At 59.7% G+C, this 24,684-nt stretch carries 18 protein-coding genes; 9 read left to right on the top strand and 9 right to left on the bottom strand.

What is annotated here, in order from left to right; translation table 11 throughout:
* Nucleotides 1-241: 241 nt before the first annotated feature.
* From D3871_RS24610 to D3871_RS24580, 7 genes are all read right to left on the bottom strand, one after another.
* Nucleotides 242-1,702, bottom strand: coding sequence for a DUF1254 domain-containing protein (locus tag D3871_RS24610; RefSeq protein WP_199724915.1), 1,461 nt, complete (start codon nucleotides 1,700-1,702; stop codon nucleotides 242-244).
* Nucleotides 1,703-1,876: 174 nt separating this feature from the next.
* Nucleotides 1,877-2,908 carry an SGNH/GDSL hydrolase family protein gene (locus tag D3871_RS24605; protein ID WP_119771758.1) on the bottom strand — a complete coding sequence of 344 codons (1,032 nt, stop codon included), beginning with the start codon at nucleotides 2,906-2,908 and terminating at the stop codon, nucleotides 1,877-1,879.
* A 60-nt stretch (nucleotides 2,909-2,968) separates the two neighbouring features.
* Nucleotides 2,969-4,297, bottom strand: a complete 1,329-nt coding sequence (locus D3871_RS24600; protein WP_119771757.1) for an MFS transporter — start codon at nucleotides 4,295-4,297, stop codon at nucleotides 2,969-2,971.
* A gap of 224 nt (nucleotides 4,298-4,521) precedes the next feature.
* The gene (locus D3871_RS24595; RefSeq protein ID WP_199724914.1) at nucleotides 4,522-6,537 is read right to left on the bottom strand and encodes an alkyl/aryl-sulfatase; all 2,016 of its coding nucleotides are present in this window, start codon (nucleotides 6,535-6,537) and stop codon (nucleotides 4,522-4,524) included.
* A 160-nt stretch (nucleotides 6,538-6,697) separates the two neighbouring features.
* Nucleotides 6,698-7,759, bottom strand: coding sequence for an NAD(P)-dependent alcohol dehydrogenase (locus D3871_RS24590; RefSeq protein WP_119771756.1), 1,062 nt, complete (start codon nucleotides 7,757-7,759; stop codon nucleotides 6,698-6,700).
* A gap of 211 nt (nucleotides 7,760-7,970) precedes the next feature.
* Entirely contained in the window at nucleotides 7,971-9,434 is a 1,464-nt protein-coding gene (locus tag D3871_RS24585; protein WP_119771755.1) for an acyl-CoA reductase, read from the bottom strand.
* 5 nt (nucleotides 9,435-9,439) lie between these two features.
* The gene (locus D3871_RS24580) at nucleotides 9,440-10,879 is read right to left on the bottom strand and encodes a phenylacetate--CoA ligase family protein (protein WP_119772746.1); all 1,440 of its coding nucleotides are present in this window, start codon (nucleotides 10,877-10,879) and stop codon (nucleotides 9,440-9,442) included.
* A gap of 321 nt (nucleotides 10,880-11,200) precedes the next feature.
* Between D3871_RS24580 and D3871_RS24575 the strand changes: the two genes are divergently transcribed.
* From D3871_RS24575 to D3871_RS24545, 7 genes are all read left to right on the top strand, one after another.
* On the top strand, nucleotides 11,201-11,878 hold the full coding sequence (locus tag D3871_RS24575; RefSeq protein ID WP_119771754.1) for a TetR/AcrR family transcriptional regulator: 678 nt from the start codon (nucleotides 11,201-11,203) through the stop codon (nucleotides 11,876-11,878).
* A gap of 372 nt (nucleotides 11,879-12,250) precedes the next feature.
* Complete coding sequence (locus tag D3871_RS24570) at nucleotides 12,251-13,288, top strand: LacI family DNA-binding transcriptional regulator (RefSeq protein ID WP_119771753.1); 1,038 nt, start codon at nucleotides 12,251-12,253, stop codon at nucleotides 13,286-13,288.
* Nucleotides 13,289-13,342: 54 nt separating this feature from the next.
* Nucleotides 13,343-14,632 (top strand): histidinol dehydrogenase, encoded by a 1,290-nt coding sequence (gene hisD / locus D3871_RS24565; RefSeq protein ID WP_119771752.1) that lies wholly within the window; start codon nucleotides 13,343-13,345, stop codon nucleotides 14,630-14,632.
* Nucleotides 14,633-14,709: 77 nt separating this feature from the next.
* Entirely contained in the window at nucleotides 14,710-15,153 is a 444-nt protein-coding gene (locus D3871_RS24560) for an acyl-CoA thioesterase (RefSeq protein ID WP_119771751.1), read from the top strand.
* Between the two features lie 18 nt (nucleotides 15,154-15,171).
* Nucleotides 15,172-16,776 (top strand): arylsulfatase, encoded by a 1,605-nt coding sequence (locus tag D3871_RS24555; RefSeq protein WP_199724913.1) that lies wholly within the window; start codon nucleotides 15,172-15,174, stop codon nucleotides 16,774-16,776.
* A 99-nt stretch (nucleotides 16,777-16,875) separates the two neighbouring features.
* On the top strand, nucleotides 16,876-18,048 hold the full coding sequence (locus D3871_RS24550; RefSeq protein ID WP_233575803.1) for a formylglycine-generating enzyme family protein: 1,173 nt from the start codon (nucleotides 16,876-16,878) through the stop codon (nucleotides 18,046-18,048).
* A gap of 149 nt (nucleotides 18,049-18,197) precedes the next feature.
* Nucleotides 18,198-19,556 (top strand): MFS transporter, encoded by a 1,359-nt coding sequence (locus tag D3871_RS24545; RefSeq protein ID WP_119771750.1) that lies wholly within the window; start codon nucleotides 18,198-18,200, stop codon nucleotides 19,554-19,556.
* Between the two features lie 112 nt (nucleotides 19,557-19,668).
* Here the strand turns inward: D3871_RS24545 and D3871_RS24540 are convergent, their stop codons facing one another.
* Nucleotides 19,669-20,124: a ferritin-like domain-containing protein gene (locus tag D3871_RS24540; RefSeq protein WP_119771749.1), complete on the bottom strand. Its 456-nt coding sequence runs from the start codon at nucleotides 20,122-20,124 to the stop codon at nucleotides 19,669-19,671.
* A 625-nt stretch (nucleotides 20,125-20,749) separates the two neighbouring features.
* Here D3871_RS24540 and D3871_RS24535 point away from each other — a divergent pair.
* A complete protein-coding gene (locus D3871_RS24535; RefSeq protein ID WP_119771748.1) occupies nucleotides 20,750-21,526 on the top strand; it encodes an enoyl-CoA hydratase/isomerase family protein in 777 nt (258 codons plus the stop codon).
* Between the two features lie 142 nt (nucleotides 21,527-21,668).
* Nucleotides 21,669-22,913 (top strand): thiolase family protein, encoded by a 1,245-nt coding sequence (locus D3871_RS24530; protein WP_119771747.1) that lies wholly within the window; start codon nucleotides 21,669-21,671, stop codon nucleotides 22,911-22,913.
* A 173-nt stretch (nucleotides 22,914-23,086) separates the two neighbouring features.
* Here the strand turns inward: D3871_RS24530 and D3871_RS24525 are convergent, their stop codons facing one another.
* Entirely contained in the window at nucleotides 23,087-24,667 is a 1,581-nt protein-coding gene (locus D3871_RS24525) for an AMP-binding protein (protein WP_233575802.1), read from the bottom strand.
* Nucleotides 24,668-24,684 lie beyond the last annotated feature (17 nt).

Genomic DNA, 24,684 nt, shown 5'->3' with positions numbered 1-24,684 from the left:
GTCCTCCTGTGGCGTAGCGTTGATTCTTGTGGCGCCGGTCAAGTCGTCAATGAAACCAATAACGCTTTGTCGCCTTAAGTCTCTCTCTAAGGAGAACACTAGGCGGGTCAAGCGCGAGCACGCCCCTCCCCCAATGGGAGGGGTAGGGAAAACAAGCAAGTATTGGAGTTGTGCTGCTGTTTCGATGCGCTACATCAGGGCGGATTTGCAGGCTTCGTTTTGGGATGAATGCCGAAGCGTCTCAATGCAAAGCCTCGATGTCATCCATTTTCCAGCTTTTGTTGAAATACGTTTCCGTGGGCGCATAGAGACGTAGGTAAGCAAACCAGTGTTTTCCCGGTACGGTCTGTACCCAATTGCTTTCTTTCCCCGCCGGCGCCGTGGGACCGAAATAGAGGTCGACCGAGCCATCACTGTTTTTCTGCAGGTTTTCGCGGCTGGATACATCAGACTTCTGCTTCGAATTTTCGACAAAGCGGCGCGTGTCGGTGTCATACAGTGTGACTGACCAGAATTGTTTGGCCGGCGGATTGGCTGCGACACGCAACCGATAGTTCTTGCTGCCATCGAGCCATGCATCATTCTTGTCGGTGCAGGCGCCTAGAAAGGCTTGCCCGAGTCCGGGTGTGGACGAAGTCATGCCCTTGCTGTTGCCGACCGCCTCATAGAACCATGAGGTTCGTTCCCATAGCTGATCGACGCTTTCCAGGCGCTGTGATGAGTCTTTGATGAACAACGCATACTCCCAATGCCGGTCCGGCCAATGCCTGACGTTGGAAAAGCGCTTGGCGAAGGTGTTGGACTGTGCCAGCAATTTGCCGGCGGTAGCGCCTTGCTCCAAGGCCTTGCGCTGCCGCTCGTCGGGATTGAATGGCTTGCCTTTTTCAATTCCCAGGCTGGCGAGCATGGCCATGTAGAAGCGGTCGCGCTCGTCGACCGGTTCGCGTTGAATGATCTCGTGCAGGCGCTGCCAATAGGCCATGCCATCCGGTTGTGTACCGGACCAGTCCTTGCCGCCAGGAGTCAGAATGCGTACCGGGGCAGCGTTGGCGCGCTGGTTGTAGGGATAGACCTTGACCTTGCTGATAATGGCCTTGCCTTTTTCCGGGTCCGGGTCCAACACGCGAAAACCCATCAGCACGTTATTGGTCGTGGCTTGCGCAACGTAGTAACCATTGGTGTCAGCCGGCGGTTCGCTGCCGGGAGGGACGATCAGGTACTTGCCGCCCGCGCCTTTGTCGGGCCCACTCTGGCCAAGGGCCACGACGGATCGCTGCCAGAAATCGCCGACACCGCCCGCGGTGGCTCCCGCTGGCAATTCGAGGACGAGCGGGCCGGACTTGTCCAGTTCCGCAAAGCCGATGATGTAGGGCGTTGTCGCATTGGCTGTCAGAATGCCGAGCTTGTCTTTCCACGTCGTATAGATCACCAGGTCGTTGGGTTTCGCGCCAAACTTCTCGTAGGTCTCTTTCTGCCACTGCGCATAGGAGACAAGAGGTATCGCCCACAGATACGCTTGCGTCGCCTGCTGAAAATCCAATTCGTTAAACAACTGAGGAATGGCGCTGCGCGCAGGCAGATTGCCCTCCATCGGCACTTTGCCGAAAGGTAGCGTTTCTTCGCGGGCGAACACGGATGAGCCTGTCATCGCAACGAGGATGGCGGCGAAAATTGCGGTACTTCCTTTTTTAACTGTCGGCATATTTGTCTCCAATGTGGCCGCCCGTCGCAGACGGCCGTGTGTGCAAGGGGGCTTCATTGGCTGTGTGCAATCATGCCCCTCCCGAAAAAGGGGGGAGTGTGGAGGTTAAGGAGAAGATTTGCGCTTCGGTGCCGAACACTGAAGTGCGCCGATCGTCTCAATAAGGAATAGCCTTTACATCAAGTCGCGCTTCGCCAGTTCTGCCGATACCATGTCCGCCATCAGCTTGTAGCCGAACGGCGTGTAATGCCCAGCGTCGGCGAACAGGAGGTTGTCGATTGCACCGGGGATGACATTTGCCTTGGTGCAGACGAGCACATGGCCCAGCGGGTTTTTCGCCGGGGACAGGTCACAGGCTGGCGTTGTCGCGCTCGTAATCCCATATTTCGCCGGATTGGCAGCTTGATCGCGGCTGATGGAATAGAAATCTACCTGAACCACATCGGTGCCAGCCAGTCCGGCCTGCAATTGCGCGTTGAATGTGGTGACTAAGGTATTCATCAACCCTTGCGCCTGCGCGCTTTGCACCAAGCCAAACGGGAACTTGCTGACGTCCGGTACATTAATGACGACAACGTACTTCGCACCTTTGCCGACAATCTGGTTCTTGACATAGCCTGCCAGTTCCGCGCCCGCGGTTCCCACCGCCGTTAGCACAGTCGCTGGCGCGGTTCCGGCAGCAAGCGACACGAGGGCGGCGCCAACGTCATTGCCGCCGGCGTGCACGAAAACGATTTCCGATCCGTTAAAACTTCCGTTATTTTTTGCAAGGTGGTTCTGGATCTGCGTGACTACGGGAACCGTCATGCCGCGAACCGGGCTGGCGGTCCCCGTCGCCTTGTTGCCGGATCCGATCGGGTTGGTCACGCGGGCGCCGCCCTGCGCATAGTTGGTGCAGTTAGGGTGATTGGTGATCGGAGCCGCATAGCCCAGCGCCGCGTCGCCTTCGAGACCTGTTTGCGCGGCGCACTGGGCCAGCGCGTGCAATCGGTTCGCCATGACTTCCGTCCAGTTCTGGGCGTCGGGCGCATTCACCGTAAACTTGCCGCCGCCCAGTGTCTTGATGTTGCCGACGGCGTAGCTGCCGACGTCGCTCAAGCTATCCCCGAACGTCACCATCGAACTGAAGTGCGGCGTATTGTCACCACCGCATCCGGCCAGGACGGCCGCCGCCAATAGTGATGCCGTGAATTTTGTTATTTGCATCTCACTCCTCCCGATTAAAAATTACAAAAACAATGAATCAGTGCACGCCGCAGTCTGGCGTTAATGCTCGCGCTCGCGCAAATGCCGCGCCGGAATCGCGAGCAGCAGCACGATGGCACCGATTACCAGCACGGCCGCAATCACATCGAAGGCCAGGTACAAACTTCCCGTTGCCGATTTGATGGCGCCGACCATGAACTGGCTGAGCGCGGCAGCCAGGTTGCCGATACTGCTGATCACAGCGATGCCGGCGGCCGCCTTGGTAGGACTGAGCAGGGCGGGAGGAATGGTCCAGAACAGCGAAATGCCGCACAGCGCGCCCGCAGTGCCGAGACACAGCAGGAATATCGACAGCGGCACATTGCCTTGTGCAAAGCCGAGCAGGAAGAAGCAGGTCGCGCCCGTCAGGAGGGTCAACGCAAGATGCCAGCGACGCTCTTGGCGCTTGTCGGAACTGCGCCCGAGCAGGTACATGCCGATCAGGGCACCGAGGTAGGGCAGGCTGGACACCATGCCGATGGTTTTCAAGCTTTCCAGGCCGAAGCTGCGCAGTAGCGTCGGCATCCAGTAGGAGGCCGTGTTCATGCCGCTGTAGACGCAAAAGCACACCAGCCCGGCGATGTACAGCCTCGGATCGCGCAGCACTTCGCCAAAACCGCCGTGTGCTGCGCTTTTGCCCGACTCGGCGGCCAGTGCCGCAGCGATGGTTTCTTTTTCCGAGTCGTTCAGCCAGGCAGCCTGCGCCGGCTTGTCGGTGAGCCAGAACCAGCCGAAGACACCGAGCACGATGGCTGGGATACCTTCGAATATGAACAGCACCTGCCAGTCGCGCAGCCCCATCCAGCCCTGGAAGTGGGTCATGATCCAGCCCGCCAGCGGACCGCTGACGACGCCGGCAACAACCCCTGCCATCACGAAAACCGCGGTGATGCGGCCGCGCATCGCAGCAGGAAACCAGTAGGTCAGATACAGGATCACGCCCGGGAAGAAGCCGGCCTCGGCCATGCCGAGGAAAAAACGCGCAACGATCAATTGATTCGGTGTAGTGACGAAGGCGGTTGCCACCGTGACCGCCCCCCACAACATCATGATTCGCGTCAGCGTGGCACGCGCACCGATACGTTGCATAAACAGATTGCTGGGTACTTCGAAGAGGATGTAGCCGAGATAAAAGATGCCGGCGCCAAGACCGAAAGCGGCGTCGGTCAACGCGATGTCCTCGGCCATGCGCAGCTTGGCGAAGGAAATATTCATGCGATCGATGGCATTGATCGCGCAGGCGAGAAGCAGATAGGGCATCAGCCGCCAGGTGACTTTGCGATAAACGTTTTCTGCTGCTGTTGCTGGGGCATGCGCCGCCGCTGGCGAAAGCTGCTCGATTTGACTCATGTTGCTCCTCTTGAGTTGGAAAAATTATTCTTGTTCTTGTTATGGTCTTCTGGCTCGGTCATCCGGATGGGGCCGAGATTCAGACGGCACGTTTCCTGAGGTCGAAAAACCTCGGAAAGTGTGAATGAACGATATAGGTGGACCCTCCCCGCGGCCCCCCTCCTTAAGGGAGGGGCTGCGTAGCCGAACTCGGAGTGCGGGGAGGACAAAAGAGGAGGAGTAATTTACGGCGTGACGATATTGAAGGACGGACTGAACGTGGCGAGCATGCCCATTAGCTCGCCCAGTTTCTGTCCGTTGCCCTCGATCTTGATCTCGCCTTGCTTGATCGCTGCGGGCAAGTCGATCTGGCGCAGGTTGATGCGATCGAGCGTGGCCTTGCTCATGGTGATTGTTGCATCAGCCTTTGCATGCTTGCTACCCTCGCGATAGGTCAGCACGCCATTGCGCAAGGTCAGTGCGAACGGCTTCTTCAGGTCGGAGAACACCCAGTTGAGCGCCATGTCATGGCCCACCGCCTTATTGGAATCCAGGCGCACTGCCATGAAGTCGAAGAACATGCCCGGCTCCAGTGCTTTGACCAGGTCGACGGTGCTGCGCATGCCTTTCTGTGCCTGCACGCCGTTGCGCAGTTCTGCCGCGCCGCTTAGATAGATGTTGCGCCACAGCGAGCTCTCGGCTTGATAGCCCAACTGCTCCAGCGTGTCGGCTTGTGCTGCACGCGCCTCCCTGTTCTCAGGTTCGGCGAAAACCAGGTGATTGCCCAGCTGCACGGCCCAGCGGTAGTCGCCCTTGTCCATCGCGCTACGCATCAGTTTGAGCACGTTGGCCGCGCCGCCCAATGCTTCCACATAGCGCTTGCCGGCTTCGACCGGTGACAGAGGATTGAGGCTGGCTGGATTGGCGTCATAAAAGCCCAGATAGCGCTGATACACCGCGCGCGAATTGTGGCTGAGCGTGCCGTAGTAGCCGCGTGTGCTCCACTTGGTTTCCAGCTCGCCCGGCAGTTTCTGCATTGCCTCGGCGATTTCCATCGGCGTGAGACCCTGGTTCAACAGGTGCAGCGTGCGGTCGTTCAGGAAGGTGTACATGTCGCGCTGGTCGGCCAGCATTGTGCGGATGCGTTCGCCGCCCCAGGTCGGCCAGTTGTGCTGGGCAAACAGCACCGTGGCCTTGTCACCGTAGCGCACCAGGCTGTCATCGATGTACTTGCCCCAGGCCTTGGCGTCGCGCACCAGCGCGCCGCGCGGCGTCAGGATATTGTGCATCGTGTGGGTGGCGTTCTCGGCCATGCACAGGGCCTTGAGCTGCGGCAGGTACAGGTTCATTTCCGCTGGCGCTTCGGTGCCGGGCGTCAACTGGAACTCGATATCGAGACCGTCGATGCGATGCGTTTCATAATGCTTGGTCAGCAGCACGGTCGGCGCGATCAGAGTGACGGTTCCGCCCTGCGGCGTGCCCTTGCCGATGCCGGTGTCCACGTGAGCGTGCTCGCCGCGCGGCAGCAGGGAGCCACCCTGATACTGCCCGCGGCGCAGCATCGCGGTGCCCGCAAACACGTTCTCGCTGACTGCTTCTTCCATGAAGCCGGCCGGCGCATAGATCTTGACCTTGCCGGCCTTGACATCGGCTTCGTCCACCACGCCGCGCACGCCGCCGAAATGGTCGATGTGGCTGTGCGAATAGATCACCGCGACCACCGGTTTTTTCGGCCGATGCTGGTAATAGAGCTCGAGCGCCGCGCGCGCGGTTTCCGTCGTCATCAGAGGATCGATGATGATTAAGCCCTTGCTGCCTTCGATGATGGTCATGTTCGCCAGGTCGAGTCCGCGCACCTGATAGAGGCGATCGGTGACCTGAAACAATCCGGCATTCGCATTCAGTTGGGCCTGGCGCCACAAACTGGGATTCACCGTATCTGGGCTCTTGTCAGCCTGAAGGAAATCGTATGCCTGCATGTTCCACACGACGCGGCCATCGGCAGCCTTGATCTCGCCCTTGTACGATGCAATCAAGCCACGCTTGACCGATTCGTAATCTTCGCGGTCGGCGAATGGCAACTGCTGCAATACGGCGGCATTCCTGGCAGCGGTGGAGGTGCTGGCTGGCTTGGTTTGCATTTGCGGCGCAGGGACATTGTCCGCAACGGCGTTGGCCCCGAAAATGAAAACCAGTGCCGTTGCCAGGATGGTATTGCGGGCGGACAAGGCAACACCGGCGCGAATGGCGTCTCGTGTCATTGTGATATCTCTCTTGATAGTGACTTGATAATGTGGACCGCGCCTCGCGGCCATTTCATCACAAGGTATATATGCCTGCTTGCAGTTGCGCCCCTCTTTTGGAGAGGGGCAATCGCCCGAGACGTTTGCACAGGGCAAACGCATGCGCTACGCGGCCGCATCAGGCAGACGCGGCTTCCCCCAGCGATGTCATATCGATCACGAAACGGTATTTCACATCGTTGGCCTGCATACGCTTGAACGCCGTGTTGATGTCGCGGATATCGACCATCTCGCAATTGGGCAACACATTGTGCTCGGCGCAGAAGTCCAGCAGCTCTTGAGTATCTTCGATGCCGCCAATCAGCGAACCGGCGATGGAGCGGTTGTTGCGCATCAACAGTCCGCCATGGATCGGCTCCAGCGGCTCGATGGCACCGACCAGCACTAGCACGCCGTTGCGCCCCAGCAGCATCAGATACGGGTTGACGTTATGCTTGGTCGGGATGGTATCGAGGATAAAGTCGAAGGCATTGGCCGCGGTCATCATCGCCTTGGGATCGCTCGACAGCAGCACATGATGCGCACCCAGTGCACGCGCATCGTCGGCCTTGCTCGGCGAAGTCGTGATGACGGTGACTTCGGCGCCCAGCGCGACGGCAAGTTTGACACCCATGTGGCCCAAGCCGCCCAAGCCGACGACCGCCACTTTTGAACCTTTGCGCACCCCGTGCTTGCGCATCGGTGTCCACACCGTGATGCCGGCGCACAAGAGCGGACCGGCATAGCGCGGGTCAAGCGCGTCCGGCACGCGCAGCACGAACTTTTCGCGCACCACGATGCTTTCCGAGTAGCCGCCGTACGTGATTGCGCCGGTGTGGCGATCCTTGCCGTTATAGGTGGCGGTCAAGCCATTGACGCAATTCTGTTCCTGGCCGTCTTCGCAGGGCGCGCAATGCTGGCAGCTGTCGACCATGCAACCGACCGCGACGCGGTCGCCCACCTTGTATTTCGTTACCTGCGGGCCGACGGCGGTGACGTGGCCGATGATTTCATGACCGGGCACGCAGGGGTAGACGGTGTTGCCCCAGTCGTTGTGGACCTGGTGCGCGTCGGAGTGGCAGACGCCGCAGTAGGCGATGGAGATGGCGACATCGTCGGGACGCAGGGCGCGGCGCTCGATGTGCATCTGGGTGAGATCGGCGTGCGCTTCGCAAGCGCCATAGGCTGTGCAGGTGGTCATGTGATTGATCCTTGAATAATGTTGAGGCGGGTAGCCGAGGTCGATTTCTCACATTAATTTCCCCGTCATCCCCGCGCAGGCGGGGATCCAAAAGCCGGAGGATATAGCAAACTCCGTATGGATCCCCGCCTTCGCGGGGATGACGGGGGTGAGAGAGGTGGAAAATTGAACAAAAGTGCTCGCTAGCGCGAGGAGGGATAAAAGCGGATCGTTACATCTCGATCGACTGGCGCAACCAGGGCGCCGCCGTGGTTTCCGGCGATGCAATCTGGTTGGAGATCCACTTGCCCATGCGGCGCATCGGCTCGATCGAATCCTGCGGGGCTGCAAACTTCATCGCAGCCGCGTAACCCAGCGACACAATGCGCTGTGCGCCGTACAAGGGCAGGATGTCTTTCAGTTCATCCTTTACGCTCTCCGGATAGACGCCGACGGTTTGTGTATAAGCATCGACCGCAGCCATCATCTCGTCGAGCGAATCCACCGGCACCAGGTTGGCAGTGCGATCGTCCAGGCTGGCGGCGAAGGATACGGCCTCCGGAATCTGAGAACAGATGATGGCACCTTCACCATCCTTGCCGCCGATGACCTTGTACCACTCGTCGTCCAGGCGCAGCGCGTCTACTTCTGCTTTCAGTTTCTGGTCGTAGCGCTTGGGCTTGGTGGACAGGACATTCGGCAGGGCCATCATGGCGTCGTAGACGTAGCGACCGAAGGTGTTCAGCTTTTCCAGGCCTTCCTCATCGGTGCCGCTCTGCACGTAGATCACGCGTGCGCATACGCAACCCTTCTGGTTGATGGCGCCGATGTCGGCGGCCAGGCGCACCGCGGCTTCGCGCATGGACGTTTCGCTGTCGAAGGTGTCCTTGCCGATGATGCTGGCGCTGCGTTTCGGATCGAGGGAGATCAGTTCCAGGCCGGGCTGGATGTACTGGGTAACGTGCTTCATCGCCGCGAAGCCGCCCCAGGCCACGATCTTCTCCAGGTTCTGCGGCTGGTACAAGCGCTGTTCGAAGGCCTGGTCGCCGCCCTTCCAGTAAGCCACGCTCAAGTGCTTGGTGATCGGATGGTCCGGCGCCATGTCGATCATGGTGCGGGCAATCGCGAGCGCGGTGAACGGATCGTTGGACGGCGCCTTGATGATGGCGTCGCTGCGCAGCACCATGTTGCGGATGATGGTCCAGAGCGACAGGCTGACAGCATTGCCGGCCACGATGTGCAGGGTGCGCGCGCCGAAGCAGCGTACTTCGAGTTCGGTGCCGTCGAGCAGCTTCTCCTTGACCCAGCCTTCCAGGTACTTGATGCCGACCGTCTTTTCCGCCATCTCGGTGATGAACTCGCGCGACAGCATGTTGTGCAGGCCCATATAGGACGCCTTGACGATGGTCGGCGTGGTCGGCGCGGTCAGGTAGGACAGCTCGCAAGCTTCTTGCAGGTACTTGTTCTTGCTGAAGTCCAGATGCTTGCCCAGTTCGACCGCGTAATCGAGGATGTCGTCGAAGCTGAGCTGGTACAGGTCGGCCAGCTTGGCCGGATTGCCCAGCGGTAGCTTGTCGATGTACTTGTGCGCATCCGGCGTCAGGAAAGAGATGTCACCGCCGCGGCCGCCGACTTCGATCAGGTTGTCGGTGATGACTTTGCCGCGGATGATCATCGGCGCAATGGGTTTTGTCATGGTATTTAGCCTTCGATATTGTTCAGGAAGTCCATGGCCTCGCGGTGCGAACCTTCGGTCGCGGCGCAGGTGATCTTGTCGTCGCCGCCGTTCTTTTCGCTATAGCGCTGGATCGGACCGGCCACATAGGCGCTCGGGCGGCCGCATGCGCAAGGTTTATCCCATTCGACCGTGATTTCGTCGCCGGTGATGAAGCCGCCCCAGTGGATGTCGGCGCCCAAGTCGTAGAAAGCGGCGCGGCCGGTGACGCGGCCTTCGCGCGGCAGCGGCTTGCTGGTTTCCGGGTCGAGCAGGAAGGGGATCACGGTCGGCGTGAAATGGAAGTGGCCGTGCTCGCAACGCGGGTTCGAACCGCTCACCAGTTCCGACATCGCGTAGGTCTCGTTGAGCGTCTTGACGCCGGTGAAGCGCATCACATCCTCGCGCCAGCCCTCCGGCTGCACCACGCCCTTGGCGCCGCCGGTGGTGGTGATGTAGGAGTCGGGGTGGAACACGCCTTCCAGGCCGCGCTCGAGGCCGGCCTTGGCCATGTTGTGCAGCAGGTTCCAGGTCGCGCCGATATACACGCGCTTGCCCTTGAGCTTGGTCGCCATCTCTTCGAAGAAGCCTGCCAGATGCTTCGGCATCTCGGCCTGCAGCTTGTCGAACGCCTTTTTCTTCTCGATCATTTCCGGGCTGATGTCCAGACGATCCAGCGTACCCTTGGCATGCGCGGCGCGCAGTTTCGCGCCCAGGTGCAGCACGTCGGAAGAGAGCGTCGCCGGGTAGGCGGCATGGAAATTCGATTCGTCGGGCAGCAACGCCTGAATCATGAAGTCGTTGGCGCGCACGTGAGAGAGATAGCCTTTGCGGTAATACGGGTAGACGGTATGCAGGTCCGGTTGCGGCGTGTTCGGGCCCTCCATCTTCCACACGAACAGCTTGCGCACGTCGCATGCCTTTTCCCATTCGCGCACGCTGTTGGGCAGGAAGGACAGAGTGCCGGAAGTGCCGGAGGTATGGCAGATGCGCACTTGCGGCACTGCCTGGTCCATCGTGTCGAACCAATCGTCCAGCCCCTTGCAGCTGCTGACGTCGGCGGCGGCGATGGCTTCGGCATACTCCGGCGTCACCAGCTTGCCGATCCACTTGTTGATCTGCGTGAAGTTCTTTTTTTCCAACAGGGAGGGCGGATAGGATTTGAAGACCGTGTGCTCGAACAAGAGCGGCACTACATCGTCGAACTTCTCTATCTGTTCGATGCCTTCGCCATCGGCGAGTTTTTTCAGGACCGGAATGCGGTTGCGCAGTGCGGCAAAGCGCTGCTTCAAGGCTTCGAGCTTGACGGCATCAAGCTCGGCGCGCGGTAAGTGTTGCCAGGTGCGGTAGTTATAGTCGGCCAGCGCTATCGGATTGTTCAGCAGCAGTTCGGCTTTTTTCTCGATTGACATTTCCGCAAGGGACATGGGTAACTCGCTAATCGAAGTGGTGGATATCCCGGCAATCAACAGACGTGCCGGCATGGGCATAGAGCAGCGTCGTTGCCGTCGTAGCGGCAACGTGTTTTTGCGAGGTCAGTATAGAGAGCGAAAGCGCAAATTTCTCTCCGGATTCGGTCTTCGCTTGGAGAGCACTCAAGTACTTGAATAAAAAAGGAAATTGCGAATTTTCGCCTATGGCTCAAGGCATATCTCCGTATTTGATTTTCAGCATTGCACATCGGCAAGCCAGGTTTCTCTGGTCTGTCTTCGATTATTCTTGCTGCTTGTATTCATGCATAAAGACTCATGACCAAGTACATCCGAAAAAAACCTGCAGGCGATGACATCCTGCATATCGAATTGCCTGCCAAGCCGCGCAAGCGTCCGCGCCAGGAACGTTCGGTCATGCTGGTGGATGCCCTCAAGAAAACGGGATGGGACATCCTGGAGAAAGAAGGGCGCGATGCCTTGTCGCTGGATCGTCTATCGCTGCGTTCCGGCGTAGCAGTCAGCTCCATCTACGAATACTTCCCGACCATAGAAGCGCTGATCACCGCGATCTTCGAGGACTACCGCGGGCAAGCACGCCGTCGGCTGGTGGAAGAGCTTAGGGCGCTGCCGCCCTCGGCAAAGCTGTTCGACGGCGTCCTATTGATCATGCAGATCGGCATTGCGCTGCTGCACAAATGGTCGCAGGTCGACCGGGAATTTTTCACCCGTTCTTCCCATTACGAGGAATTGGTCCGCCTGGATCTCGTCAAGCCGGAATTCACCTGGACGTCCGTGGCAACGAATGCCTTGATGGAGCGATTTCCTGACGAGATCCTGGTGCGCAACCGTGAAAAGGCACGGTTTCTGGTCTACCAGACCATTTTGGCTCTGCCGCGTGCGATGGGTCTGATGAAGCCCGAATATCTGGGCGAGCCGGACACACCGCTCCTGCTCGCCCGCATGCTGCATGCGCTGTTGACGACTCCGGATTAATACCAGTCCCGGCCTGCAACGTGACAGAGGAAATCGATGGATTCTTTCGCCTGGTAAGGCGCAGGAGGCGTCAATAGCGGTGCTATTGCGGTCATCCGAACATGCCGATGTCGGCGCCGGCTCCTAACTCCAGAAACTGCCGTCGGCCAGGGTTAATCGCCTGCGTCACCCGCCGCCCGCGAGATACCCCCCCAAAAAGAGAGGGGGAAACTCGTGCCGCCGGCCACTACTATCTGCTCAGGGTGTGCACACGTATGCACAAATAAAGTCATCAAATTCTCAAGGTAAATACTTGAAGGTGCATACGACTGCACTGTCCGCCCCCGTGCGCAATCCTGTTGCCCTTCTTGCCTATCACTCTATTAAAGCGCCATGGTTCGCAATACATCTCCAACGGCAAATCCTCCGGCGATCGGCCGTGTGCGCGTCACGGCAAAAGACTTGGCCGTGCGATTGGGCGTGGCGACCTCGACGGTGTCGCGCGCCTTCGATAGCGGTTCGCGCATTTCAGACGATTTGCGACAGCGCATCATCAGCCTTGCCGATGAAATGGGCTATCGCCCGAACGCCATTGCGCGCTCGCTGAATCAGCAGCGCTCCGGCATCGTGGCGCTGGTCATGGGCGATATGGCGAATCCGTTTTATCCGGAAGCGCTGGAGGAGTTTTCGCTGCGACTGCAGCAGGCCCACCGGCAGTTGCTGCTGTTCGTCGTGCCTAAGGGCGGCGAGGCGGACGATGTGATGCCGCAGGTCTTGCAGTACCAGGTGGATGCCATTGTGGTAACTGCGGCGAAGCTGTCGTCGCGCACATCCGAGCTGTGCGCGCGCCAGGGGATTCCGGTAGTTTTCATGAACCGGCGCGTCGATGACCCCATGGTCTGGTCCGTGTGCTGCAACAACGAGAGCATGGGCGTCATGGTCGCGGAATATCTGGTCAAGAAAGATCGAAAGGTCTGCGCCTTTATCGCCGGTGACATGAACATCTCCACTACCGTCGACCGCTTGCGCGGATTCGAGCGCGGCTTGGCAGCAAATGGCCAGAAGCTGCTGGCAAACGTGCAGGGTGGTTACACCTATGATGGCGGCTTTGCTGCTGCCGGCGAACTCTTTGCGAAAGGTAAACCTCTCGTGGATGCGGTTTTCTGCGCCAACGACATCATGGCCCTCGGCGTGCTTGGCTACCTGCGCCAGAACACTTCGCTCGACGTCCCCAAAGATGTCGCCGTGGTCGGCTTCGACGACATCCGCGCCGCCAGCTATCCGGAATACAACCTGACCACGGTGCGTCAGCCCGTGGGAGAGATGATCGATCTCGCGATCGGCCTGCTGCGCACCGGGCACCGGCCGGGCAGCATTCACGCGGTGCTGCAGGAAGTGCCGGGACAACTCATCTTGCGCGGCTCCGCCTAGACCGCCATTGAAACCACCATTAGACATTCTTCCAAAAACACCAAAGGAAACCACATGGCTATCTATCTGAAAACATCGAAGCCGCAAGAAGTGAAAGCGGAAATCAACGCCCAGGTGCGCGACACCGTCACCAACATCCTGGACGATATCGCCAAGCGCGGCGACGCGGCCGTGCGCGATTATTCGACCAAGTTCGACAAGTGGACCCCGGCCAGCTTTCGTCTCTCCAAGGAAGAAATCGACGCCTGCATCGCTTCGCTGTCGGAAGAGGCGTTGATCGACATCCGCTTCGCGCAGGAGCAGATCAAGCGCTTCGCACAGATCCAGAAAAGCGCGCTGCGCGACATCGAGATCGAAACCTTGCCGGGCGTGGTGCTCGGCCACAAGAACCTGCCGGTCAACAGCGTGGGTTGCTACATCCCGGGCGGCAAGTATCCGCTGGTCGCGTCGGCCCACATGAGCGTGCTGACCGCCAAGGTCGCCGGCGTCAAGCGCGTGATCGCCGCTGCGCCGCCATTCGAAGGCAAACCCTCGCCGGCGATTGTCGCCGCGATGCACCTGGCCGGCGCCGATGAAATCTATTGCATGGGTGGCGTGCAAGCCATCGCTGCGATGGCGCTGGGCACCGAGCAAATCGAACCGGTCGACATGATCGTCGGTCCGGGCAATGCTTTCGTCGCGGAAGCCAAGCGCCAGTTGTTCGGCCGCGTCGGCATCGACCTGCTGGCCGGTCCGACCGAGACGCTGATCATTGCCGACGACACCTGCGACGCCGAACTGGCGGTGGCCGACCTCCTGGGTCAGGCTGAGCACGGCCCGAATTCGCCCGCCATCCTCTTGACCAACAGCCGTGCGCTGGCCGAGACGGTACCCGCCGAAATCGAGCGCCAGCTGGCAAAGCTGCCGACGGCGCCGATCGCCCGCGTGGCATGGGAAGAGTACGGCGAAATCATCCTGTGCGATTCGTACGAAGAAATGGTGAAAGAGGCGGATCGCATCGCGTCCGAGCACGTGCAAGTGATGACCAAGGACCCGGACTACTTCCTGCACAACATGACGAACTATGGCGCGCTGTTCCTCGGCCATCGCACCAACGTGTCGTACGGCGACAAGGTCATCGGCACCAACCACACGCTGCCTACCGGTAAGGCGGCGCGCTACACCGGCGGCCTGTGGGTCGGCAAGTTCATCAAGACCTGCACCTATCAGCGCGTGACGACCGATGAGGCGTCGGCCATGATCGGCGAATACTGCTCGCGCCTGTGCGCGATTGAAGGTTTTGCCGGCCACAAGGAGCAGGCGGACATCCGCGTGCGTCGCTACGGCAAGAAGAAGGCGGCCTGAGGACCGGAGTTAGCAAGTGTAAGGAGGGCACTGCGTGCCCGCCTTACATCGACAGAAAACGTGACAGGTAATTGCAAATGAAAAAATCAGAAGCGGCGCTGCGCGACGCATACCCCCATTTCCTGCAGATCGCGACGCGCTGGATGGACAACGATGTCTATGCCCACGTCAACAACGTCGTCTATTACAGCTACTTCGACACCGTCGTCAACGAGTACCTGCTGCGCAACGACGTACTCGATTTTGGCAACAGCCCGACGATCGGTCTGGTGGTCGAGACGCAATGCAATTATTTTTCTTCGATCGCTTTTCCGGAGCGTATCGATGCCGGACTGCGTGTGACGCGACTCGGTTCGTCGAGCGTGCGCTACGACATCGGACTGTTCCGCGAAGGCGAGACCGAAGCGGCGGCACAAGGGCACTTTGTGCACGTCTACGTCGATCGCGAAACGCGCCGCCCTGCCTCCTTGACGGAGGTAATGCGCGCAGCGCTTGCGCCACTGGCAACCAACACGGTTTAACAGATCAAGGAAGACACCATGATCAAGCAAATGAAACGCATGCTGACCCTGCTCGGAACAGCCATCGTGCTTGCAGCGCCGCTGTCGGCACATGCTGCCCAGCAGGACAAGCCGAACATCCTCGTCATCTGGGGCGACGACATCGGCTGGCAAAACGTGAGCGCCTATGGCATGGGGGTGATGGGCTACACCACGCCCAATATCGACAAAATCGGGACGGAAGGCATCCGCTTCACCGATCATTACGCGCAACCATCGTGCACGGCCGGCCGCGCTGCGTTCATCACTGGCCAGTATCCGATCCGTTCCGGCATGACCACCGTCGGGCAGCCTGGCGACAAGCTCGGCATCCAGGCCGCTTCGCCGAGTTTGGCGGAAGTATTGAAGAAGGTCGGCTACCGCACCGGCCAGTTCGGCAAGAACCACCTGGGGGATAACAATCCCAACCTGCCGACCGTGCACGGCTTCGACGAGTTCTACGGCAACCTCTATCACCTCAACACCGAGGAAATGCACGAGTACCAGGACTACAAGTCGTACGCCGAAAAGTATCCCGGCGGTCCCAAAGCGTTCGCACAGAAATTCGCAACCCGTGGCGTGTTGCATTCGTTTGCGACTGACAAGGACGACCCGACGGTCGATCCGCGCTTCGGGCGTATCGGCAAGCAGACGATCGAGGATACCGGTCCACTCACCATGAAGCGGATGGAAGATTTCGATGCGGCGGAGCTGATTCCCAGGGCAACCGACTTCATGCGGCAGTCCAAGAAGGAAGGCAAGCCCTTCTTCGTCTGGCTGAATACGACGCGCATGCACTTGTACACCCACCTCAACGACAAGTGGCGCAACGCCGCGGCGAAGCACACGCATGAGGACGACACCCAGGGCAGCGGCATGCTACAGCACGATCACGATATCGGGCTGGTGCTGGATTTCCTCAAGCAGAACGGCCTCGACAAGAACACCATCGTCTGGTACTCCACCGACAACGGTCCCGAACATGCCTCATGGCCGCACGGCGCCACGACCCCATTCCGCGGCGAGAAGATGACGACCTACGAAGGCGGGGTGCGGGTACCGTCGATGCTGCGCTGGCCCGGCGCCATCAAGTCCGGCCAGATCAAGAACGGCATCCAGGGGCATCAGGATATGTTCACCACTTTTTCCGCCGCCGCGGGCGTGCCGGAAGTGGTCGAACGGATGAAGACGGAGAAGAAGCAAGTCATCGACGGCGTGAACAATCTCGACTACTGGACGGGCAAGTCGCCGGAAAGCGCGCGCAGCCACATCCTGTACTACTTCGAAAACAAGTTGACCGCGATTCGGATGGGACCATGGAAGTTCCACTTCTCGACCAAGGAAGACTACTACGCCAACCTGGTGCCGCGCACCATGCCGCTCCTGTTCAACCTGCGCAGCGATCCGTTCGAAAGCTATGACAGCAAGGACTCCTACGGCCATCTGATCCAGAAGGCGGCCTGGCTGGGCGGACCGATGGGCGAGATTATCGGCACGCACTTGAAGTCGCTGGCGGACTATCCGCCGGTACAAGGCTCGAAGTCGTTCGATCGCTCGAACCTGGTTCAGGAATTCTTGCAGGGAATAAGGCGCAAGCAGGAATGACGTGGCTGCGCACGCGCAGGAATTCCTGGATATCGGCACAGCCGCATTGCGGTTCCAGTCCAAATGACAAACAAGGAGCGCCTTATGCGAAGGAGAACGATGGAGCGCCATCAACGCAGGCAAAAGTCATTGCCCATGGAAGCAAAAATACCTCCTCAAGCGCGTCGAGCGTCCCGCTTCCGGCGCGGCGTATTGGCGGCGCTGCTGGCATGCGGCACAGGGGCGGGGGGGCTTGCCTTCTTCTCTTGGCACGCTGAATCCGCGCAGACGCATCCTCCTGTGGTCGTGCTGGGCGATGGCATCCACGGTCTGAAAGGCATGGTCTACATTCCTGCCGGCGAGTTCCGCATGGGCAGCGACCATCAGCTTGCGCAGCCCAATGAGCGTCCCGCCCATAAGGTACGCGTGCACGGCTTCTGGATGGACCGGCATCATGTCACCAATGCCGAGTTCCGCCAGTTTGTCGACGCCACCGGCTATGTCACCACGGCGGAAAGGAAGCCGGACTGGGAAACCTTGAAAGCCCAGCTGCCGCCCGGTACGCTGCAGCCGCCGGACAGTGCGCTGGTGGCCGGCGCGATGGTGTTCGTCGGCACCGCCCGTCCGGTGCCCCTGCAGGATTATTCACAATGGTGGCGCTATGTGCCAGGTGCGGACTGGCGCCATCCGAACGGTCCCGGCAGTTCCATCGACGGCAAGGACGATCATCCGGTGGTGCAAGTGTCGTATGAGGATGCACAGGCTTACGCGCAGTGGATCGGCAAGCGCCTGCCCACCGAAGCGGAGTGGGAATACGCCGCACGCGGCGGACTGGAGCAGGCGACCTACGCCTGGGGCGACCAGTTCGCGCCGGGCGGCAAGCAAATGGCCAATGTCTGGCAGGGACAACAGGCGCAAGCCTTTCCCGTGATCAGTCCCAAGGCCGGCGGCGCCTTGGGCACCAGCCCGGTCGGCACCTTTCCGGCCAATGGTTATGGCTTGTATGACATGACCGGCAACGCCTGGCAATGGGTGGCCGACTGGTATCGCGCCGATCAATTCCAACGCGACGCGCGTGCGCGCAAAACACTCGACAACCCGGCAGGGCCATCGGGTTCATGGGACCCGAGTGAGCCCGGCGTGCCGGAGAACGCGCCGCGGCGCGTGACGCGCGGCGGCTCTTTTCTCTGTAATGAAGACTACTGCCTGAGTTACCGGCCCAGTGCGCGGCGCGGGACCGACCCGTACAACAGCATGTCGCACCTGGGCTTCCGGTTGGTGAAAACGCATTAGCCCGGATGTTCAATTAACCGATTTCAACAAGGGAAGAAAGTGATGAGGAACTAAGAGAACATACAGACATGAGAATGCACTGATAAGCCTCCGATGCAATCTGCGGCAGGCGATAAAGATTTCAAACTATTCCCTATTCAGGAGACACCATGACGAGCACATCCCACACGCTCAACGTGCAACAATTCATCGATGAACAACGCTTCACGCCGTATCAATGGCGCATCCTCATATCCTGCTTTCTGCTCGTCGCGATTGACGTCTACGACGCTGTGGCAGTCGGTTTTGTTGTGCCGGTCCTTGCGCAAGAGTGGGGTGTATCGAAAGCAGCATTCGGTCCGGTGATGAGCGCGGCAGTATTCGGGTTGGCGATCGGCGCATTGATAGCCGGACCTCTATTCGATCGCATTAGTCCGAAAACGGTGATCGTTTGGTCGATGTTCATGTTTGGCGTGTGCAGTATCGGCACCATGACTGCCGACTCGCTCACCTCGCTTGGCATATGGCGTCTTTTGACGGGAATCGGCCTGGGCGCGGCGTTGCCGGGCGCGGCGACGCTGATGTTCGAATATGCGCCGGCGCGCATGAATGCGCTTCTCGTCAATGCGATAGGTTGCGGCGCCTTGGTCGGTGCAACGGCCTGCGGATTGATTTCGGCGGCCCTGGTTCCGACCTACGGCTGGGAAAGCATTTTCATCATCGGCGGGGTTTTCCCGATCGTGCTTGCCGTGTTCATGCTGCTCGCCACGCCTCAGCCGCTGCGCTTCATGGTGCAACGCGGCTGGCCGTCGGATCGAATCGCCGCTGTACTGCGGCGCATTGCACCTGGCAAATCGTTTGACGATACACGCTTCGTGCTCTCGGAAGAACCGCAGACGCAGCAGCAGACTGGTGTATCGGTGGTGCTGTCGAAGCGTTTCAGGGCCGGCACTTTGATGCTGTGGAGTTCCTACTTCTTTGCCGCTACGGCCTACTACCTCATGCTGGGATGGATGCCGACCCTGATCCAGGGGACGGGCGCAACCTTGCAGCAGGCAACGCTCGTCACCACCCTCCTGGCAGCGGGCGGCATCATCGGCACGTTCGGGCTCGGTTGGCTGATGGGACGCTTTGACAGGGATGTCGTCATCGCCGCAGCGTTTGCATTGGGCGGGTTAGGAGTCTGGATTGCCGGGCACCAGGCAGGCAACCTTGCCTGGCTGGCCGCATGCATATTCATTGCAGGTATTGGCATCAGCGGCGCCATAGGCTCGATGGCCTTTCTTGCTGCCGCGTTCTACCCAACCAGCGGCCGCTCGACTGGCATCTCGTGGATGCAAGGCATGGGCCGGTTCGGCGGCATCGCTGGTCCGATCGCCGGCGCCCTGATGTTGAAGGAAAATTTCAGCTTCAGCACGGTGTTTACCATCATGATGGGCGTTGTGCTGGCCTCGGCAGCTGCCTTGTTAGTGAAACGTGCAGTGGCACGTCATGCCTCAGTCGGTGTCGTGCAGTCTGAATCGGCGTAAATTTCCGATTCAGAGAGTGGTCAAACTGAGCAGGAAGGCGGGCGCGTCCGCCTTCCTGGGCTTGGTTGCGAGACAGAAATGACCGCCCGCAAAACAACCTTTTATGGTGCGGTCACTGCTTGAATGGTTCAATTGCGCCTGGCGATCTGAGCATCTTATTCACCTCATCCTGGTGAAGTTCTTCTTGCACGATCATTTCTCGAGCAAATTCTTCCAGCAAGACTGTTTTTCCCGCTGCAATATTAAGGAGTTCGTAGTAGGCGACTAAGGCAGCTTGTTCGTGCGCCAAGCTTTCGCGCAAGATGTCGCCAATGTTGTGCTGTTCTGTTTCAAGCAATGAGCCGATCTTGAGCGACGGGTGGCCACCGAGCAAGGTGACCAATTCACCAGCGCGTTGAGCGTGCATAAGACTTTCATCCGCATTGCCTTTTAACCATGAGACTATGGGAATGCGGTTGTAACCATAAACCATCAAGGCGTAGTGTGTGTAGCGCACAACCCCGGCCAGCTCGGTTTCAAGAATCTTGTTGAGTGCCGAGATAGCTGCTTGAGTGTCAGTTTCGGTCATGTTCACGACGATCTCCTTCAATGTGTTTGTTTAAAGGATTCCGAATGAATCCAGTCTACTTCCCAAGCGCTTCATATTCCAGAGTGACCGGAATGCCTCATACCAATCCCATGCCATAAGGTGCCGGATGACATTGATGGATTTTTTCGACTGGCAAGGCGCAAGAGGAGTCAATAGCGAGCTATTGACGACGAGTGCAACGCCGCCAGACGCAAAAAGACGCAATGTCATGGCGCGTTATGGCATGGGATTGGTATCAGTTATCCCGAGGTGGTCCTGTGACTCACCGTCTTTGCCAAGTGGCAAGGCATTGGACACCTGCATGTGGTGGTATCAGAAACCTTGTGGGCTGAGGTCGGCTTAAAAATCCCAGTGCAGAGTCAATGTGCCTTATCGATAAGGTGTCGACCATTGGCTTGATTTCATTCTTCCCGCAGATCTTTCATCGGCGCCCTTACGCGTCGCTTCGCTCTGCCCAAGCTCAACACCTCGGTGTCAGCCCGAATAAATCCGCAAGCGAACCGGAGGTTTTACTCGTCCGCAAGGGGAGGGGAATTGGTGGGATGGCTTGGCGTACCTTGGGATCCGAACAAACACGCCATCTGCATTTTGATTGAGGAGAAAAATGAGCGAAAACGTATCTTTCGAGGTGAAGGGCCAGGTTGGCTGGATCACGCTGACCCGCCCCAAGGCGATGAATGCCTTGAGCCGCGACATGTTCGTCGACATGACTGCGCAGTTGCGCAACTGGCAAGACGACGAGGCCGTGCGCGTGGTGGTGCTGACTGGCACCGGCCCGGCCTTTTGCGCCGGCGCCGACCTCAAAGCCGCCGGCGGTGCGCCGCAGCCGGGCGAACCGGATTTCCTGGACACCATCGTGGTGTTCTTCGACCTGCTGTGCGCATTCCCCAAGCCGGTGATCGCGGCCGTCAACGGCCTGGCGCTGGCTGGCGGCATGGAAGCGGTGCTGTGCTGCGATTTCGTGATCGCGGCGCACAGCGCCAAGTTCGGCGATGCGCATTCGAACTTCGGCGTGTTCCCGGGCGGTGGCGGCGCGGCCGTGCTGCCGCGCAAGATCCCGCACAACATCGCGATGTACCTGCTGTTCACCGGCGATGCCTTGCCGGCGGCGGACATGAAAACCTATGGCCTGGTCAGCGAAGTGGTGGCCGATGGCGAACTGGTTGATCGCGTGCAGGCGATTGGCGACAAGCTGGCCAGGAAGAGCCCGCTGGTGTTGCGCAACATGAAGAAAGTGGCCAATGAAGCGGCCGACAAGTCGGTGGCCGATGCGCTGCGCCACGAAGTGCTGGCGCTGCGCAACCACCAGCGCTCGTACGACATGGCCGAAGGCTTGCGCGCGTTCGCCGAAAAGCGCACGCCCGACTTCAAGGGCTATTGATTCTTGCTCCCTTCTCCCGCAGGCGGGAGAAGGGTTGGGGATGAGGGGGCTTGTCAAGCCAGTCTCCCTTGCAAACACCCTCACCCCCCACCCCTCTCCCGCCTGCGGGAGAGGGGAGTCCCAACTTTTTCAAGGACTCATTATGGAAAACATTTACATCGTCGGCGTCGGCATGACGCCGTTCGGCCGCCACACCGACAAGACTGTCAAGCAACTGACCGCCTGGGCGGTGGAAGACGCCTTGCAGGATGCCCGCTGCGACCGCAAGCACATCCAGGCTGCGTTCTACGGCAACTGCACACAAGGCCACTTCGATGGCCAGCACATGATCCGCGGCCAGGTGGCGCTGTTGCCGCTGGGCCTGGACGGCATCCCGATCTACAACCTCGAAGGCGCCTGCGCCTCGTCCAGCCACGCGTTCAACCTGGCCGTCACCCAGCTCAAGGCCGGTGCGGCCGACGTGGCGATTGCCGTCGGTGCGGAAAAGATGTTCTACAGCGACAAGGCCAAGATGTTCTCGGCCTTCGAATCGGCGTGGGACATCGAAACCTTCGAAGACAACAAGCATTACCTGGCGGCGATGGGCAAGAGCATCGTGCCGCCGGAGGGTTCGCAGTCGCCCAAGCCGTACAGCCCGTTCATGGACGTGTATGCGGCCCTGGGCCGTGGCGGCCTGATGGAGCGCTTCGGCATCACCCAGCGCCAGCTGGCAGCCGTGTCGTCGAAGAACCACGGCCATTCGGTGCACAACGCGCGTTCGCAATACCGCAACGCGATGAGCATCGAGGAAATCCTGGCCGCGCCGCCGATCACCTATCCGATCACGCTGCCGATGTGTTCGCCGATCTCCGACGGCGCGGCGGCCGCGATCGTGTGCACCGAGTCGGCGCTGGAGAAATATGGTTTCGACAAGCGCCGCGCGATCAAGGTGCTGGCCTCCGTGGTGCGGTCGGCCTCGGCGCGCGCGGCCGATGACTTCGACCAGGGCTGCACCCATCTGGCGGGCAAGGCGGCATTCGAACAAGCCGGCATCAGTCCCAAGGATGTCGACGTGGCCGAAGTGCACGATGCGACCGCGATCGGCGAGCTGCTGTCGATCGAAGCGCTGGGCCTGTGCGCGCCGGGGCAGTCGGGGGTGATGGCCGAGCGCGGCGACAGCGCCCTCGGCGGCAAGCTGCCGGTCAATCCGTCGGGCGGCCTGGAATCGAAGGGGCATCCGATCGGCGCCACCGGCATCGGCCAGATCTTCGAGCTGGTCGAGCAGTTGCGCGGCAACTGCGGCAAGCGCCAGGTCGACGGGGCGCGCATTGCGCTGCAGGGCAATGGCGGCGGCTTGTGGCGTGTCGAGGAATCCACCGAACACGTCGGGATATTCGCGCGCGCTTGAGCCGGCATCAGCCTCTTTATCTAATAGCCATTTTGTCTCCCCAATCCAAGTGTGATTGACTTTGCCCGCGACCCGCAAGGGAAGCGGGATTTTTTTCGGACTTTTCTCCGGTAATAGGCAAAGAAAAAGCTCCGGTGTATAGCCGGAGCAAATTTGAAAGAGCGCAGCGCTCGTCAGGACACTCGCCGCATCTGATCCGACCAGTATTTTTCACGCACCTGGCGGCGCAGGACCTTGCCGACGGCACTGACCGGAAGCGCTTCAACGATCTTCACGGTCTTGGGTGCCTTGAAGCGACCAAGGCGCTCCTTGGCATGCTCAATCAGGGCGTCGGTATCGACCGACGCGCCGGGCTTGAGCACGACTTCGGCATGCACCGCTTCGCCCCACTTATCGTCAGGCACGCCAACGACAGCAGACATGGATACCGCAGGATGCGCGTTGAGCGCTCCCTCCACTTCGACCGCGTAAACATTGAAGCCGCCGGTGATGATCATGTCCTTCTTGCGGTCGACGATGAAGAGATAGCCTGCCTCGTCGAGATAGCCGAGGTCGCCTGACTTCCAGAAACCATTGGCGAACTCGGACGCTGTGCCTTCCGGATTCTTGTAATAGCCGGAAATGGTTCCGCGACCGCGCAACCAGATCTCGCCTGTACTGCCGATCGGAACTTCGTTGCCCGCTTCGTCGACAATCTTCATTTCGATGCCGATAGCGGGACGCCCTGCCGATGCGAGGCGGCCGGTTTCCACTGCGGTCAGGTGATCGGTCTTGGTCAGCGTGCACACGGCCTGCGCGCATTCGGTCGAGCCGTAGAGCTGGAAGAAGATGTTGCCGAAGCGCTCCTGCGCCTGCTTGAGCTTGGCCGGGCTCATCGGCGCAGCGCCGTAGTAGAGAGTTTGCAAGCTGGACAAGTCGTGCCGGGACGCTTCCGGCAGGTCCAGCAACCAGTTCACCAGGGTGGGTACCATCAGGCAGGTGGTGATCTTTTCCGCTTCCACATTGCGGCACCAGGCCTTGAGGTCGGCCGCGTTCTGCGTGACAGTGCAACCACCGCGAAACAGCGTAGGCAGCAAAGACAGGCCGGAGCCATGGCTGATCGGAGCGATGTGCAGATAGCGCGTCTTGTCGTTCAGTGCGGCGCTTTGCTCGCTATCCGCGTACATCGAATCGCGCGCCGCCAGCCAGTTGTCTATGGTGTACTGCGCGCATTTGCTCTTGCCGGTGGTGCCGCCCGTGAAGCGATAGATAAGTATGTCGGTCTGCGTATCGGACTCGATGTCGGGATCTGTATCGGATACGCCTTCCAGCAGATCCCAGAAGTACAGTGCGCCTTCGTGCGCGGCCGGCAATGGGTCCATGCATACGACGGTAGTGCCGTACTGGTGCAGCATGTCGCCATAGCGTTCCAGCAGCGCAGTCTCGATGAAGACAACCTTCGGACGGATGAACTCGACCTGCCAACGGTGCTCATCAATGGAGTCGCGAAAGTTCGTATGGGCCACTACGGCATCGCCCTTGAAGGCCGTCCATGCGTGCATCAATGACAGATTATCGTTTTCAAGAATGCAAAGAGAGACATCGCCGCGGCGCAGATTCAAGCGCGTCCGCATCATGTTGGCAATGCGATTGGTCAGCAGGTGTAGTTCGCGGAAGGTGTATCGCCGATTGCGCTCGATATTTACGAGGGCATCCTGATTGGCATAGCACAGGGCAGCCTGGCCCATGACTCGGGCGAAGTTCAATTTCATCATAGTCTCCGTGGTTTCTC

Source organism: Noviherbaspirillum saxi, from assembly GCF_003591035.1.
Classification (GTDB): Bacteria; Pseudomonadota; Gammaproteobacteria; order Burkholderiales; family Burkholderiaceae_D; genus Noviherbaspirillum; species Noviherbaspirillum saxi.
This window is presented reverse-complemented; position numbering and strand designations above follow the sequence as displayed.